Source organism: Thetidibacter halocola (genome assembly GCF_018224955.1).
Taxonomy (GTDB): Bacteria; Pseudomonadota; Alphaproteobacteria; order Rhodobacterales; family Rhodobacteraceae; genus Thetidibacter; species Thetidibacter halocola.
The window spans coordinates 169,100-184,486 of the sequence record NZ_JAGTUU010000005.1; the positions used below are offsets into that span (position 1 = coordinate 169,100).

Genomic DNA, 15,387 nt, shown 5'->3' on the forward strand with positions numbered 1-15,387 from the left:
ACCATAGCTTGACCCGACCGGGTGGACAGGCCAGTTTCCGCCCGAACAAAAAGAGCAGATGCATGGCCCGCAGTCCCGCCCCTTTCGCGCCCTTCGAGTGGATGATCGCCTGGCGCTACCTGCGCGCCCGCCGGGCCGAGGGCGGCGTCAGCGTGATGACCTGGATCAGCCTGATCGGAATCACGCTGGCGGTCTTCGCCCTGATCGCCACGCTGGCCGTGCGCTCGGGCTTCCGGGCGGAATTCGTCGACACGATCCTGGGCGCCAACGCGCACGCCACGGTCTATCACACCCAGCGCAGCGACGAGTCCGGGCGCAGCACCCGCACCCTGCCGGACCACGATGCCATGGCCGAGCGCGTCCGCGAAGTGCCGGGCGTGATCCGCGTGGCGCCGCTGGTCAAGGGACAGGTCATGGCCACCGCGAACGGCCGCAACGCGGGCGTCGAGGTCTTCGGCATCGCCGCAGACGACCTTGCCGCGATCCCCCGCGTCGCCGACCCCGAGACCGGCCGCGGCGAGATTGCCCGGTTCGGTGATGGCGTCGCCATCGGCTCGGGCGTGGCGATGGAACTGGGCGTGGGACTGGGCGACAGCGTCAAGCTGATCTCGCCCGACGGGGTGCGCACCGCCTTTGGCGTGAGCCCACGGGTGAAGGCCTACGAGGTGACGTATATCTTCACCGCCGGGCGCTATGACATCGACCGCACCCGCATCTACATGCCCTTTGCCGAGGCGCAGCTCTATTTCAACCGCGAGGGCGTGGCGGACGAACTCGAGGTCATCGTGACCGACCCAGAGGCGATCGAAGACCTCGTCCGCCCCATCGCCCAGGCGGCGGGCCCCGGTACGCTGATCTGGACCTGGCAGGATTCCTCCAGCGGGTTCCTGCGCGCGCTGGACATCGAGGACAACGTGATGTTCGTCATCCTCTCTGTGCTTGTGCTGATCGCCACGATGAACATCGTCTCGGGCCTGATCATGCTGGTCAAGAACAAGGGACGCGACATCGGCATCCTGCGCACCATGGGCCTGACCGAGGGCTCGGTCATGCGGGTCTTCTTCATCTGCGGGGCCTTTACCGGCATCCTCGGCACACTTGCCGGCGTGGTGCTGGGCTGCGTGTTTGCGATCTATATCGACCCGATCTTCGCCACGGTGAACTATCTCTCGGGCGGCGGGGTGTGGGATCCGTCGATCCGCGGCATCTATGCGCTGCCCGCGAAACTCCAGGCGGGTGACGTGCTGTCGGCAGTCATGCTGTCGCTGGGCCTGTCCTTTGTCGTCACTATATTTCCGGCCCGCCGCGCAGCGCGAATGAACCCGGTCGAGGCACTGCGCTATGAGTGATCCGATCCTCCGCCTCTCAGGCATCGAAAAGGTCTACAAGCGTGGAAAACCCGGCGAGGTGCAGGTGCTGCGCGGCGCGAGCCTCTCCATCGCACGGGGCGAGGTGGTGGCGCTGGTCGCGCCCTCGGGTGCGGGCAAGTCAACGCTGCTGCATATCGCGGGCCTGCTGGACCAGCCCGATGCAGGGACTGTCGAGATCGGCGGCGAGGCGATGCAGGATCGCTCCGACCGCCGCCGCACCGCCGTGCGGCGCGCCGATGTGGGCTTTGTCTACCAGTTTCACCACCTGCTGCCCGAGTTCACCGCGCTGGAGAACATCGTGCTGCCGCAGCTTGCCAACGGTGCGTCCAGGGCCGAGGCCGAGGCGAGGGCCAAGGGTCTGCTGGACAGCGTGGGTCTGTCGGATCGTGCCGATCACCGCCCCGCAGCCCTGTCGGGGGGCGAGCAGCAACGCGTCGCCTTCTGCCGGGCGATGGCCAACGCGCCGCGCCTGCTGCTGGCGGACGAGCCCACCGGCAACCTCGACCCCGAAACCTCCGAACGGGTCTTTGCCGTGCTGCTGGACCTCGTGCGCGACACCGGGCTTTCGGCGGTCATCGCCACACACAATCTCGAACTGGCCGCGCGGATGGACCGCCGGGTGCGGCTTGAAGCAGGGAAACTGCACCCGGTCTGAGTGGCTTTCCTACAGAACCCGCGACAGAAACGCCCGCGTCCGCGCCTCGCGCGGATGGCCCAGCACCTGTTCCGGTGGTCCCATCTCGACGATGCGCCCGCCGTCGAGGAAACAGACCCGGTCCGCGACCTCTCGCGCAAAGGCCATCTCGTGCGTTGCCAGCACCATCGTCATGCCCTCGTCGCGCAAGGAGCGAAGCACGTCCAGCACCTCGCCCACCAGTTCGGGGTCGAGCGCGCTGGTGATCTCGTCGAACAGCATGATCTGCGGCTGCATCGCCAACGCCCGGATGATCGCCACCCGCTGCTGTTGCCCGCCGGACAGCTGGTCTGGATAATGCTCCATCCGATCGGCAAGGCCGAAGCGCGAAAACAGCGCCTCGGCGCTAGGGCGGGCCTGCTCGCGGCTCTGGCCCCGGACCCGGCGGGGCGCCAGCAGCACGTTCTCGACCGCCGTCATGTGCGGAAAGAGGTTGTATTGCTGGAACACGATGCCGATGCGCTGGCGGATCGGCTGCGGGTCGAGGCCGGGCTCGGAAATGTCGACCCCCTCCAGCCATATCCGGCCGTCATCGACCGGCTCCAGCAGGTTCATCAGCCGCAAGAGCGTGGATTTGCCCGAGCCCGAGGCGCCGATCAGGCAGACCATCTCTCCGGCGCCGATCTCGAGATCGACACCCCGGATCACCGCGTTGCCGCCGAACGCCTTCTGCACCTGTTCCAGCCGCAGCAGGCTCATGTCCGGCGCCGCCTTTCGCGGTTCATCAGGTGATCGGCGTAGCGCGTGGCCGGGATGGTGATGGCGAGAAAGATCAGCGCCGCGCCGACATAGGGCGTGAAATTGGCCAGCAGGGACTTGTAGACGCCGGCCTGGCGAAAGATCTCGACCGGGCCGATGAAGGACAGCAGCGCCACGTCCTTTTGCAAGGCGATGAACAGGTTCATGTTGGCCGGCACCACCCGGCGCAGCGCCTGCGGCAGGATCACGTAGCGCATCGTGTCGGACTGGCTGAGGCCCAGCGACAGGGCGGCGGCGCGCTGGCTGTCATGCACCGATTCGATGCCGGACCGGATCACCTCGGCCACGTAGGCGGCATAAACGAGAATCAGCGCGAGGCTGCCCCAGAGATAGGGCGAGTTCCATGGTCGCGGCAGGCCGAGACCTGGAATGCCGAAGCCGATCAGGTAGATCACCAGGATCACCGGCAGGCCCCGGAAAATGTCGGTATAGACCACTGCCGCCAGCCGCAGCGGGTAGAGCGCGGGGCTGCGCAGGTCGCGCAGCAGCGCCACCAGCAGGCCCAGCGCGGCGATCAGCGGCGCGCACCAGGCGAAGATCGCCACGTCGAGCAGGAAGGCCTCGAGCAGGCCGGGGAAGGTGCGGGCGAAGACCTCGGGGTTGAAGAAGCTGCGCTTGACCGCCTCCCAGCCAGGCGCCATCGGGATCAGCACGATCAATGCCAGCAGCACGCCCGCCGTCGATGCGGCGGCGATGGTGCTGGCCCGGCGGCGTTGACGCGCCTCGAAGATCTGGCGTCTGGTCTGGGTCATGGCGTGGTCGGGGCAGGGGGGCGCTGCCCCCTCTGCTCCTGCGGAGCAGTCACCCCCGGGATGGTTGCCGCCAGAAGAAGGCCCGGTCACTGGATCAGCGGAACGCCGGTAGTGGCCTGAAGCCATTCGGCCTCGATCTCGGCCAGCTTGCCGCTTTCCGTCAGGCTTGCCAGCGCCGCGTCGACACAGGGCTTCAGCGCGCTGCCCTCTTCCATCAGCATGCCGAACTGGTCCGGGTTCTGGCTGCGCTCGGGCGGGAACTGCCCCAGGATGACGCCGCCATCGACCACGACTGCCGCGAGGTAGAGCGCGGTGGGCAGGTCGAAGAGCGCCGCGTCGATCTGGCCCGCCTGCATCGCGGCCGTCACGTCGGCATTGTCGCCGTAGAGCAACGGATCGCTTGCGGGCTGGATCAGCTCGGCCAGCATGGGCACGGCGGTGGTGTTGGCATCCGCCCCCCATTTCAGCGCGCGCAGGGACTCGATCGTGGGCGTGGCGCCCGCGTCGACCACTCCCTGGGTGGTGAGGACGGCCATCGCGGAGGTGTAGTAGGGGGCCGAGAAATCGACCATCTTCTCGCGGTCCTCGGTGATCGAATATTGCTGAAGGTTGAAATCGAAATCCTTGGCGCCGGGCTGGATCGCCTGGTCGAAGCTGGTGCGCACCCAGTCGACCTGGTCGGCGGCAAAGCCCATCTCGGCCGCCACGGCATAGGCAACCGCGGCCTCGAAGCCCTGGCCGCTTTCGGGGGCGTCGTCCATCACCCATGGGTAATAGGCGGGGTTGCCGGTGGCGACGGTCAGGCGGCCTTCGGTCAGGGTCTTGCCGGAGGCGCAGTCGTCCTGTGCGGCGGCGGGCAGGGCCAGCGCGATCAGCGCGGCGGTCGTGGTCCAGAGTTTCATCGGGGTCTCCCTGTCTCCTGTTCTGCGGCAAGGATTAAGGCCCGCGCACGGCTTGTCCAGAGTGCGCGCGCGTGGCTGGGCGTTCTGCCTGCCGCAGGTGGTCACGGGGCGGGCGGTCTGCGCGTCCGGGTGCCGTTCAAAGGTGGTCGACCAGGGCCATGCGCTGCGCCAACACGCCGACCTCGCCCAGCCAGCGTTTGACCAGTCGGGGATCGTCGCTGGCCGCCTGAACGCCGGCGGGCAGGGCGCGCTCCAGCACCGCCTCCACCGCCAGCGAGACCGGCACCGACACCAGCCGCGCCATGGCAGAGCCGCGCGCGTCGCCCCAGGCGTCCAGCACCCAGGTCTTGTGCCAGACAGACCGCCCGTCGCGCTCGGCCTTGAGCGAGACGCAAAGAACCACGCGGTCCGGCTCTCCGGGCGCATAGGCGTTGTCGCGCAGCAGGTCCGCCGCCATCTCTGCGAGTCGCGCGTCCGAGGCCTCGCCCACCTCTGCGAAGATGTCTTTCCACGCCTCGGCCCAGCCGTTCAGGCGCAGCGTGCCGCGCACGAAATCCGACACCTTCCAGTCGGGGCCAAAGCCGTATTGCGCCATGAAAGGGATCGAATCGCGGTTCGGATAGACCTCGAAGGTCTCTGGCGGGTCCAGCGGCGCGTCGTGGCGTGACAGCGCGTCCCACGGGCGAGACACCTGCAACTCGCTGAAATGCCGGATCGACCGCGAGGGCGAGCGCAGCGCCTTCAGCACGCCGACCGGCGCCCAGCTGAACTTGTAGCGAAAGGCGTTGGCCTGTTTCGGCACGCCGCCGCAATAGGAGGTAAAGCTGACCGTGTTGGCCTTGTCGAATTCGGGCGCGGCCTTGTAGGCGGCGACCAGGTCATGCGCCATCAGGTGGTCGATGCCGGGGTCGAGCCCGACCTCGTTTACCAGCCGCAGATCCGCCGCGCGCGCGGTGCTGTCCAGCGCGCGCATCTCGGGCGCGATATAGCTGCTGGATACGAAATGCGCGCCCTTGCCGATGGCCATTTCGGCCAGCGGAACGTGCCAGTCACCGGGCAGCATCGACACGATCACGTCGCCGGGATGCAGTGCCGCCCGCAGCGCCTCGGGGTCGAAGGCCCGGATGTCGGATGCCAGGTCGCCCACGGCCGCGCGGGCCTTGTCCACCGTCCGGTTCCAAACCGTGACGGAATGCCCATCCGCGATCAGCCGCCGGAGGCCCGGGACAGAGGACAGGCCGGTGCCACACCAATGGATCGTCATGCGTTCACCTCGGGTCTGTGTTGCAGGTAGGTCTGCTGCGCCCGGCCCCAGACTCCCGCATCCAGCGCGTCCAGCGCCTCCAGGTGCGGCAGCAACTGGGATGCGAAATCGTCCGACGATTCGCGGGGCAGCAGCGAGGGCAGGTTGTCGATCGCCATCACGTCCAGCGGCGGCGCACTGGCCACGCGTATCACCGGCGCGTCCCATGTGGTGACGCGGTCATAGACCGGCACCGGGTTGAAGGCGCTGTCGGGGTCGCAGGCGATGTCGCCGATGGCGGTCAGGCGGCGCGGGCGGACCCCCGCATCGGCGGGGACAAAGACCGGGCAGCCGGGCCGCGCCAGGATGCAGTTGAAGAACAGGTCATGCGCCAGAACCTCGGGGAAGGGGCCGCCATGCGCGGTCTCGGCCATGTCCCAGCCGGTCACGTCCACGCCGACCGCCCGGCACAGGTCGGCGGCACCGGTGCCGACGCGGCCCAGCGCGCCGATGACCAGCGCGTCGGGGCGATTCGGGCCCAGCGCGGCGGCCACGTCGGCGCGCATCGCCGCCGCATCCTCCCAGACCGTCACCGGTGGGCAGGTGCCGCCCGCCTGCTGCGCCGCCCAGGCCAGCACCGTGACCGCCGCCCCGGCATAGCCCGCCCAATAGCCGAAGGCCGCCACGCGCCGCCCGGCCTCGTCCACGAGGTATTCGAGGTCATAAAGCGTGCCACCGCCGGCCGCAAAGCGCCGCAGCAGGCGTTGTCCGGCGGGCTGCCCCTTGAAGGCATGGCCGAACATGATGTGCCGGTGGCGCAGCGGAGTCCCGTCCTCGGGCAGTTCCTTGAGGCCGAATACGATGGCGTCGCCGGGCGCGTCGCGCCACGATCCCTCAGACGCGATCGCTGCGCCTGCGTGGGCGAAATCGGCGGCGGGGACGATCCGGGTCGCGCTGTCCTCGACCGTCACGGCAAAGCCTTTGGCCACCAGCCGCGCCGCGCCCTCGGGGGTGATGCCGACGCGGCGTTCGTTCGGGCGGGATTCGGCCCGGACCCAGAGATGCACCATGATCCTGTCCTCCTGTCCTCCGGCCAGGCTAGCGCGCCGGGGCGTGGGCTTAAAGATGGCTGCGCGCGTGCTGCCGGTCCGGCGTGTCCAGATGCGGCAGAGCGTTGAACTGCGTCATCGCCAGCCCCGTCGGCAGCGGTTGCAGCCGGTGGACAGAGCTGTTCTCGATCGCAAGGCAGAGATGCGCCATCGTCTGCAGGTCGAGCCCCATGACCAACCGCATCGCCATGCCGATCAACCCGCCGCTTGTCACCACCAGCGCGCGACCCTGTCCGGCGGCGATCTCGCGGATCGCATCGTCGACGCGGCGTTCGAATGAGTCGAAGCTTTCCGGCACCCCGTCCAGCCGCCCCTCCTGCCAGTGGCGGAACAGCATCGGCAGGTGCGAGACGAATCCCTCGCGGTCGACGGGAACAGGGATGCCGTGCTGCTCGGCCATGGCCTGGGCCATGGTGAAATATTCCAGCTCGTTCAGGCGCTCGTCGCGCACCGGCTCGGCCGCGCAATCGGCGGCGATGGCCTCGGTGGTCTCCAGGTGCCGGCGCAGCGTGCCGGTATGAACGCGGGCAAAGACATCGCCGGCAGAACGGAAATACGCGCCCAGCCAGCGCGATTGCTGCCAGCCAAGATCGCTCAGCCGGTCATAGCCGCCCTCGTCTCGGGCAGCGGAATTGGCCTGGCCGTGGCGGACGAGTGTGACGAATGACATGGACAGCCTCCCTTGCGCCGGTCCGGCCCTTAGCGGGCGTCTGGGAAAAAGGAAACCGCCCACGGGTTCTTCTGGCTGCAAATATCCCGGGGAAAGGCCCGGACAGCGTCCGGGACGTGGGGGCAGGGCCCCCGTCGACGGCCCGCCTGGCAGACCGCCGGGTCAGGCGCGGCCTTGGCGCTCGGCATACATCCGGTATTCCTCGGCCTCGCGACGGGCCTCGCGCAGGCCGTCCATGGCGGCAGACAGTTCGGCCTCTGTCTGGGCCAACTGGTTGGTCAGTTCGGCCTCGCGCTGTTGCAGGTAGGTGATCGCCTGGTCGCGGGTTTCCTCGGCCTCGTGCAATTCCTGGCTCATCCGCTCGAGCTGGTCCATGTCGGCCTGGCTCACGCGGGTGAAGCGGTGGATCAGCCAGTGGGCGAACCAGCCCAGGCAGAACGCCACAAAAAGGATGATCGCCGTGGTGACGATGAATTCAGTTCTGTTCATCCCCGCTTCCTTCCTGCGCGTCCGCGATCCCTGGCGGTGCGCCTTCCACCTCTTCCAGTGTCGTCGCGCCTTCTTCCACCGGCTCGGGGCGCAGCAGGCGGAATTCGATTCGCCGGTTGGCCTCGCGCCCGTCCTCGGTGCCGTTGTCGGCGATGGGCTGGCTTTCCCCATACCCCTTTACGGCGTAGGACCGCACCGGCACAAGCCGCAACCGCAGCGCGTCGAGCACGGATTGCGCGCGTTCCTGGCTCAGCTGCTCGTTCATGACCTCGCGGCCCTGGCTGTCGGTGTGGCCACCGATCTCCAGCGGGATCTCGCCGCAGGTCTTCAGCAACTCGGCCAGTTCGTCGAGAATGTCCTTGGCCGAGGAGTCCAGCGTGGCCGATCCCGGCTCGAAGGTGATCTTGCGGTCGCCGACCACGGTGATGATGCGCCGTTCGCATTCCTCGGGAGAGGGCAGCCCCAGCGTGGGGTCCAGTTGTTCGACATAGATCACGTCGATGTCGAACTCGTTGCCCTCACCCAGCTTGTCGCTGAGCAGGCGGGTGATCTCGGCCTGCGCGTCCTGGAGCCCGGTCTTGCCGGTCACGGCGATTCGGTCGGGCGTGACCGTGACAGAGCCGTTGGCCAGCATCGCCAGAACCTCGATTCCGGCCAGCGTGCGCACCGGCCAGTCGCGGGGCAGCCCCTCGACGACCCGCGCCGCGGTATAGACCTCGGCCGAGCCGAACTGGGCGCGGGCGAGGCTGTCGGCGGTCTGGCGGGCGATCTCGGAGGACAGACGGCCGCGCAGTTGCACCGCGCCCTCGGGCGACAGGGTGGCGACGAATTCCGGCGGGCCTTCGGCGGTCTGTTCCGGCGGCTTGGGCAGCACGGCGGTCAGGGCGAAGACCTGCGGCAGGCCGGCCTCGATCTCGCCGACGATGCGGTCGAACAGCGCCTCGTCGGTGCCTTCGACCGCGATCAGAGAGATATCGGCGTTCGAGAAGGTGACAGACCCCTGTCCCAGTTCGGCCAGCTTGCCGATGACCAGGTCGGCGGCGTCGGCCCAGCGGCGCGACGGCACGCCCAGGCCCAGCGTGCAGGTGGCGTCGCCAGTCATTCCGGCGCGGGCCGCGGCGGCCAGGATGCGGTCGCGGCTTTCCTCGGTATCGGCGGAACAGGCGTCGAACCGCGCGCCCGCCTCGTCGATGACGAAGCGCAGCGTGAAGGGGGTAATGACCGGGCGCGGCGCCGACAGGTCCAGTTCCAGTGCGACGCCCGTGGGCACGCGGCGGCGCAGGTCGCTTTCCAGCCGGCGCTTGGCCTCTGCGCTTTCGGTCATGGCCTTGATCGCCACCCGGTCGGCGCTGACCGAGATCTTCGACCGGGGCAGGTCGCGCAACGCACCGGAGGCAAAGCGCAGCGCCGCCTCCCAGCCGTCGGGCACCTCGAAATCGGCGGTCTCCAGCAGGTCCGACAGCGTGCCTTGGCCAACCAGTCCACCCAGCGTGTCCAGCAGCGCGTCACGGTCGGACTGCGCCGGGATCAGTCCGATGACCGAAATCCCGGCATCGTTTCGCAGGATCTCGACCGAGAAGTCAGGCGCGGTCAGTTCGGCGCCCTCAAGGACCAGCATGTTGTCGATGACCCGCGCCGCATCCACCGCGCGCCCCGCTGCCGACAGCGCCTGAAAACGCGTGGCCTCGTCCGGCGCGGTGCCGATCAGAAAGACCTGAAGCCCGTTGGTGTCGACCTCGGCCCAGGTCAGGCCTTCCATGTCCAGTTCGGTCAGGACGGCGGTGCGCGAGGCGCTTTCGACCAGCTGGGCCGAGAAGTAGGCGGCGACGACACTCACGACTCCGGCCGCGGCGAAACTGCCGGCAATGGTGGCGATCGAAGACAGGCGCATGTCGGAAATCGGTCCCTGTGGCTCGGTCTGACCCAGATAAGCCCCGCAGCCCGTCGATGCAATCAGGCGAGAAGGGCGGCGGCGAAAAACAGCACGGGGATAAGCCCGGCGTCGCGGTTCGACCGGAACAGGCTCAGCAGGCGGTCATTGTCGTCCAGTTTCACGCTCCGCAACTGCCACATCATGTGCCAGCCCATCGCCCAGGGACCGCACAGCAGGATCACCAGTTGCAGGATCTCGCCCTCGGGCACGGCAGCCACGATGGCCACGCCCATCAGCGCGACCGTCGCCACCATGAACCGCGCCAGCCATTTCGGCGTGTCCTCTCCGAACAGCCGCGCGGTGGATTTGACGCCGATAAGGGCGTCGTCCTCCTTGTCCTGGTGGGCATAGATCGTGTCGTAGAACAGCGTCCAGGCCATGCCCGCCAGATACAGCACCACCGCCGGGCTTTCCAGTCGCCCGGAATGGGCCGTCCACGCCAGCAGCGCGCCCCAGTTGAACGCTATGCCCAGGAAGACCTGCGGCCACCAGGTGAACCGCTTGGCAAAGGGATAGATGGCGACCGGCAGCAGCGCCAGCACGCCCAGCCCGATGGCGGCCAGCGGGAAGGTGATGAGGATGCAGAAAGCGACCAGGCACTGGATCACCGCCCAGGCCAGCGCCTGTTTCACCGTCACCTGTCCCGACGGGATCGGCCGCGATGCGGTGCGCGCCACCGAGCCGTCGATGTCCCGGTCGGTGATGTCGTTCCAGGTGCAGCCCGCGCCGCGCATCAGCACCGCGCCGATGCCGCAGCCGACGAAGATCCACAGGTCGAACCAGCGGGCCTGCCCATCCGCCACCATCGACAGCAGCAGCCCCCACCAGCAGGGCAGCAGCAACAGCCACGTCCCGATAGGACGGTCGGCGCGCGACAGGCGCAGGTAGGGCCGCGTCCAGGCGGGCGCGCGGGTGTCGACCCAGTTGCCCTTGACCGCGTCGCGGACCTGTCCCTCGGCCTCTGGCGTCTGGTTCGTGCCGGTCATATGGTGCGCCCCATGTCTGCAAAGGTTCGCCTCTGTGTTACGCACCCTCTGGCCGAGGGACAAGCCGTCGCCCTGACGAAGGAGCAGGCGCATTACCTGTTTGGCGTGATGCGGTTGGGTTCGGGCGACCGCGTGGCGCTGTTCAACGGCCAGCATGGCGAGTGGCAGGCCGAGGTCGTGGAGGCCGGCAAGCGCGGCGGCGTGCTGGACTGCCGCGAGCAAAGCGCGCCGCAGGCGATGCCGCCCGACCTCTGGCTGATCTTTGCGCCGATCAAGAAGGCGCGCACCGATTTCATCGTCGAGAAGGCGACAGAGATGGGCGCGCGGCGCATCCTGCCGGTGCAGACCGACTTCACCAATGCCGAACGGATCCGGCAGGACCGTCTCCAGGCCCATGCCGTCGAGGCGGCAGAACAATGCGGCGGCACCTTTGTCCCCGAGGTCGCAGACCTGCAACGGCTCGACCGGCTGCTGGCGGACTGGCCCGAGGGGCGCAGGCTCATGTTCTGCGACGAGGCGCTGGTGGGCGAGGCGCGCGGCCTGCCCGACGCGCCCGGCCCCTGGGCCATCCTGATCGGTCCCGAGGGCGGCTTTTCCCCATCCGAGCGCGACCGCCTGCGCGCGCTGCCCTTGGCGCATCCGGTGGCGCTGGGCCCGCGCATCCTGCGCGCCGACACCGCCGCCGTCGCCGCGCTGACGCTGTGGCAGACCAAGCTGGGAGACTGGACATGATCCGCAAGGCCAATGCCGGTGACATCGGCGCCATCGCCGAATTCCTCGACCGCCATGTCGAAAGCTCGATGTTCCTGCTTGGCAACCTCGAGGCGCATGGCATGGACAATGTCAGCCATCCCAACGGCACCGCTTTCTTCCTGCGCGAGACCGGCGACGGGATCACCGGCGTCTTCGGCTGCACCAATGGCGGCATGCTGATCTGCCAGTTGCCCGGCCTGAACACGACAGAGGCGCAGACCTATGCCCACCTGCTGCAAGGCTACACGCTGCGGGGCATGACCGGGGACGCAGTCCAGGCGGGGCTGATCCTTGACGCGCTGCGCATCCCGCCAGAGGCCTGGGCGCTGAACCGGGTCGAGCCGCTTTATCGCCTGGCGCTTCCCGCAGACCTGCCCGAGGCCGAGACGCGCGCCGCCACTCCGGCCGACCAGCCCCTGCTGACCGACTGGTTCCGCGCCTACCTGCTCGAAACCGGCACCGCCGGGCCCGACACCGCAGACGCGATGGCAGAGGCGCGGGCAGGGGCGGCCATCGGCTCGGCCGATCTGCGGCTGCTGATCGAGAACGGCGCGCCGGTGGCCATGGCCGGGATCAACGCGCGGGCCGGCACGGCGGTGCAACTGGGCGCGGTCTTTGTTCCCGAAGACCTGCGCGGGCAGGGGCGCGGAGGACGGGCGACCGCGGGGCTGCTGGGCGACGCGGCGGGCGACGCCACGGTGGCGATCCTCTTTGCCGCCTCGCCCGCGGCGGCGTCCGTCTATGAACGGCTGGGATTCGAGCGGGTCGGCGATTACCGTGTCGCCCTGCTGCGGACCCCCCGCATGTTGGGCCCGCTGACGTGATCCGCCCCGAGGCCGCCACTGCTCTGGCCCGCTTCCGCGATGCGTTGATCGGCGCGGCAGTGCTGGCGCTGGGCCTGTACTGGAGCTTCTTCACCGGCGGCGGCGTGCTGCACTGGATCGGCTATGCCGTTGCGCTGGCGGGCGGTGCGCTGACCTTTGCCGGGCTGCAACGGGCGCGCTTTGCCGCCGGGAAGGGCGGGCCGGGCGTGGTGCAGGTGGTCGAGGGGCGCATCGCCTATTTCGGCCCGCACGGTGGCGGTATCGCCGACGTGCAATCGCTCAGCCGGCTGATCCTCGACCCGCGCGCCGACCCGCCGCACTGGATCCTGCACCGCCCGGGAGAGCCGCCACTGGCGATTCCCCTGACCGCCGAGGGGGCGGACGGGCTGTTCGACGCCTTCGCCACGCTGCCGGGCCTGCACACCGAGGCGATGCTACGCCACATGCAGGCGCGCGGCGGCGATCCCCTTACCGTCTGGCAGCGCGCCTCTGCGCGGGAAAGCACACCGCGCCTGCATTGACACGGACCAGGTTTCCGCCCATGCCTGCCCGCGTTGCGGCAGGAACCAGAGCGAGGCGCAGGCCCATGTCCATCCCCCAGTCCGGCGGCGGCCCGATCGAGCGGCACGAACAGTTGGCCGAGTATCTCGAATCCGGCTGCAAGCCCAAGGATCAATGGCGTATCGGCACCGAGCACGAGAAGTTCGGCTATTGCAAGGACACGCTGCGGCCGCTGCCCTATGACGGGCCGCGTTCGATCATGGCCGTTCTTTCGGGCCTGCGTGACCGCCACGGCTGGTCGCCGGTCGAAGAGGGCGGCAACCTGATCGGGCTGGTCAAGGGCGGGGCCAACATCAGTCTTGAGCCGGGCGGGCAGCTGGAACTGTCGGGCGCGCCGCTGGAAACCATCCACCAGACCTGCGACGAGGTGAACGAACACCTGCGCGAGGTCAAGGACATCGCCGACGAGATCGGGGTGGGCTTCATCGGGCTGGGGGCTGCGCCGATCTGGTCGCATGACGACATGCCGCTAATGCCCAAGGGCCGTTACAAGCTGATGGACGGCTACATGCAGACAGTCGGCACCGCCGGCACAACCATGATGCGCCGCACCTGCACCGTGCAGGTGAACCTCGATTTCGCGTCCGAGGCAGACATGGTGCAGAAGCTGCGCGTGGCGTTGGCGCTGCAACCGGTCGCCACCGCTTTGTTTTCGAACTCGCCCTTCTTCGAGGGCAAGCCGAACGGTCACAAATCGTGGCGTTCGCGCGTCTGGCGGCACCTCGACGATGCCCGCACCGGCATGCTGCCCTTCGTCTTCGACGAGGGCTTCGGCTTTGAATCCTGGGTGCAATACGTGCTCGATGTGCCGATGTATTTCGTCTATCGCGACGGCAAGTACATCAACGCGCTGGGCATGTCCTTCCGCGACTTCCTGAAAGGCCGGCTGCCGGCCCTGCCGGGCGAGACGCCGACCCTGTCGGACTGGGCGGATCACCTGACCACCGTCTTCCCCGAGGCGCGCATCAAGAAATACATCGAGATGCGCGGCGCCGATGGTGGCCCGTGGCGGCGCCTCTGCGCGCTGCCGGCCTACTGGGTCGGCCTGATGTACGACCAGACCGCGCTGGACGCGGCATGGGACCTGGTCAAGGGCTGGGACGCCGAGACGCGCGAGGCGCTGCGAGTCGCGGCATCGGTCGACGGGCTGCACGCGCGGGTGGGCGACATCTCCATGCTGGAGCTTGCGCGCGAGACGGTCGCCATCGCCAAGGAAGGGCTGCGGGCGCGGGCCAGGACCGGTCTGAACGGCATGGTTCCGGACGAGCGGCACTTCCTGCACGCGCTTGAGGAAAGCGTCGAAAGCGGCAAGGCCCCGGCGGACGAGTTGCTGGACCATTACAACGGCGACTGGAACGGCGACCTGACCCGGATCTATTCCGAATATTCCTACTGACGCGGGCGGGGCGCTGCCCCGCCTCTCAGGCTCTGCGCACCCGGATCAGGCGGACGGACCGGCTTCGGCCGCCTCGTCGATCCAGACCGCGAAATCGGTCAGCTGGTGCTGGCCGAAACTGTGCGTCAGCGGCACGTCCGCCGCATCCCGGCCCCGCGCGATCAACACGCGGCCGAACCGCGTGTCGTTGTTGCGCGGATCGAACACCCACCATTGGTTGCCCAGGTAGACCTCCATCCAGGCGGCGAAATCCATCGGCGCGTAGGGCGGCGGCTGACCAACGTCGCTGACATAGCCGGTGCAATAGCGCGTCGGGATGTTCAGGCTGCGGCACAGCGCGATGGCGAGATGGGTGAAGTCGCGGCAGACGCCGACCCGCTCGCGGAACGCTTCGGCGGCGGTGCGGGTGGGGCGCGAGTGTTCATAGCCAAAGCGCACATGGTTGTGCACGAAATCGCAGACCGCCTGCACGCGCTGCCAGCCGCTCATCGGCCCAGAGAAATTTTTCCACGCAAACTCGCCCAGCAACTCGGTTTCGCAATAGCGGCTGGGCAGCAGGTAGGACAGCACCTCGGCGGGCAGGTGTTCGACCGGGTGTTGCACGGCATCGGTTTGCACCGGATCCGACAGGCCCGCGTCCCGCAGGATGCCGTCGGTCGAGACGGTGAAAGCACCGGTCGGTGCCACGAGGCGCGTGCACCAGTTGCCGAACCCGTCGCGATAGCTTTCCAGCGGCACGGACGGGGTCGAGACCAGCAGGTCGGGCCGTTCGATATCGCTGGCGCGCGAGTGGTGCACGGTCAGCAGCAGGATCATCGGGGTCGGTTGCGGCAGGCTGTAGGACAACCGGCATCCAAGGTGCAGGCGCATGATCTTTCCCCCGTCGGGCCCGGTACTCGGGCCCTCTGGCCGACTTTATCAGGGCCATTCGGCAATGTCTTTGCCT

At 68.4% G+C, this 15,387-nt stretch carries 16 protein-coding genes; 6 read left to right on the forward strand and 10 right to left on the reverse strand.

Features of this window, described 5'->3' with window-relative positions; translation table 11 throughout:
• Positions 1-62: 62 nt before the first annotated feature.
• Both KB874_RS13545 and KB874_RS13550 read left to right on the forward strand, forming a co-directional pair.
• Complete coding sequence (locus KB874_RS13545; RefSeq protein ID WP_212537078.1) at positions 63-1,349, forward strand: lipoprotein-releasing ABC transporter permease subunit; 1,287 nt, start codon at positions 63-65, stop codon at positions 1,347-1,349.
• A complete protein-coding gene (locus KB874_RS13550; RefSeq protein ID WP_212537079.1) occupies positions 1,342-2,025 on the forward strand; it encodes an ABC transporter ATP-binding protein in 684 nt (227 codons plus the stop codon). Before KB874_RS13545 ends, KB874_RS13550 begins: the two co-directional genes overlap by 8 nt.
• A 9-nt stretch (positions 2,026-2,034) precedes the next feature.
• Here KB874_RS13550 and KB874_RS13555 read toward each other — a convergent pair whose 3' ends face one another.
• From KB874_RS13555 to ubiA, 9 genes are all read right to left on the reverse strand, one after another.
• Positions 2,035-2,763 carry an amino acid ABC transporter ATP-binding protein gene (locus KB874_RS13555; protein ID WP_249200482.1) on the reverse strand — a complete coding sequence of 243 codons (729 nt, stop codon included), beginning with the start codon at positions 2,761-2,763 and terminating at the stop codon, positions 2,035-2,037.
• Positions 2,760-3,575, reverse strand: coding sequence for an amino acid ABC transporter permease (locus tag KB874_RS13560; protein ID WP_249200483.1), 816 nt, complete (start codon positions 3,573-3,575; stop codon positions 2,760-2,762). The genes KB874_RS13555 and KB874_RS13560 overlap by 4 nt, the downstream gene beginning before the upstream one ends.
• 86 nt (positions 3,576-3,661) lie before the next feature.
• The gene (locus tag KB874_RS13565) at positions 3,662-4,477 is read right to left on the reverse strand and encodes an ABC transporter substrate-binding protein (RefSeq protein WP_212537081.1); all 816 of its coding nucleotides are present in this window, start codon (positions 4,475-4,477) and stop codon (positions 3,662-3,664) included.
• A gap of 136 nt (positions 4,478-4,613) precedes the next feature.
• Positions 4,614-5,741 (reverse strand): saccharopine dehydrogenase C-terminal domain-containing protein, encoded by a 1,128-nt coding sequence (locus KB874_RS13570; protein WP_212537082.1) that lies wholly within the window; start codon positions 5,739-5,741, stop codon positions 4,614-4,616.
• A complete protein-coding gene (locus tag KB874_RS13575; protein WP_212537083.1) occupies positions 5,738-6,790 on the reverse strand; it encodes a saccharopine dehydrogenase in 1,053 nt (350 codons plus the stop codon). Before KB874_RS13575 ends, KB874_RS13570 begins: the two co-directional genes overlap by 4 nt.
• A gap of 49 nt (positions 6,791-6,839) precedes the next feature.
• Positions 6,840-7,499, reverse strand: coding sequence for a histidine phosphatase family protein (locus KB874_RS13580; protein ID WP_212537084.1), 660 nt, complete (start codon positions 7,497-7,499; stop codon positions 6,840-6,842).
• Between the two features lie 162 nt (positions 7,500-7,661).
• Positions 7,662-7,988: a hypothetical protein gene (locus KB874_RS13585; RefSeq protein WP_212537085.1), complete on the reverse strand. Its 327-nt coding sequence runs from the start codon at positions 7,986-7,988 to the stop codon at positions 7,662-7,664.
• A complete protein-coding gene (locus KB874_RS13590) occupies positions 7,975-9,879 on the reverse strand; it encodes an OmpA family protein (RefSeq protein WP_212537086.1) in 1,905 nt (634 codons plus the stop codon). The genes KB874_RS13585 and KB874_RS13590 overlap by 14 nt, the downstream gene beginning before the upstream one ends.
• Positions 9,880-9,941: 62 nt before the next feature.
• Positions 9,942-10,907: a 4-hydroxybenzoate octaprenyltransferase gene (gene ubiA, locus KB874_RS13595; protein WP_212537087.1), complete on the reverse strand. Its 966-nt coding sequence runs from the start codon at positions 10,905-10,907 to the stop codon at positions 9,942-9,944.
• 12 nt (positions 10,908-10,919) lie between these two features.
• On the opposite strand from ubiA, the gene KB874_RS13600 reads away from it, so the two are divergent.
• From KB874_RS13600 to KB874_RS13615, 4 genes are all read left to right on the forward strand, one after another.
• A complete protein-coding gene (locus tag KB874_RS13600) occupies positions 10,920-11,639 on the forward strand; it encodes a 16S rRNA (uracil(1498)-N(3))-methyltransferase (protein ID WP_212537088.1) in 720 nt (239 codons plus the stop codon).
• Positions 11,636-12,484 carry a GNAT family N-acetyltransferase gene (locus KB874_RS13605; protein WP_212537089.1) on the forward strand — a complete coding sequence of 283 codons (849 nt, stop codon included), beginning with the start codon at positions 11,636-11,638 and terminating at the stop codon, positions 12,482-12,484. Before KB874_RS13600 ends, KB874_RS13605 begins: the two co-directional genes overlap by 4 nt.
• The gene (locus tag KB874_RS13610) at positions 12,481-13,005 is read left to right on the forward strand and encodes a hypothetical protein (RefSeq protein ID WP_212537090.1); all 525 of its coding nucleotides are present in this window, start codon (positions 12,481-12,483) and stop codon (positions 13,003-13,005) included. Before KB874_RS13605 ends, KB874_RS13610 begins: the two co-directional genes overlap by 4 nt.
• A 65-nt stretch (positions 13,006-13,070) precedes the next feature.
• Positions 13,071-14,441 (forward strand): glutamate--cysteine ligase, encoded by a 1,371-nt coding sequence (locus KB874_RS13615; protein WP_212537091.1) that lies wholly within the window; start codon positions 13,071-13,073, stop codon positions 14,439-14,441.
• Positions 14,442-14,486: 45 nt separating this feature from the next.
• Here KB874_RS13615 and KB874_RS13620 read toward each other — a convergent pair whose 3' ends face one another.
• Positions 14,487-15,311 (reverse strand): transglutaminase-like domain-containing protein, encoded by an 825-nt coding sequence (locus KB874_RS13620; RefSeq protein ID WP_249200484.1) that lies wholly within the window; start codon positions 15,309-15,311, stop codon positions 14,487-14,489.
• Positions 15,312-15,387 lie beyond the last annotated feature (76 nt).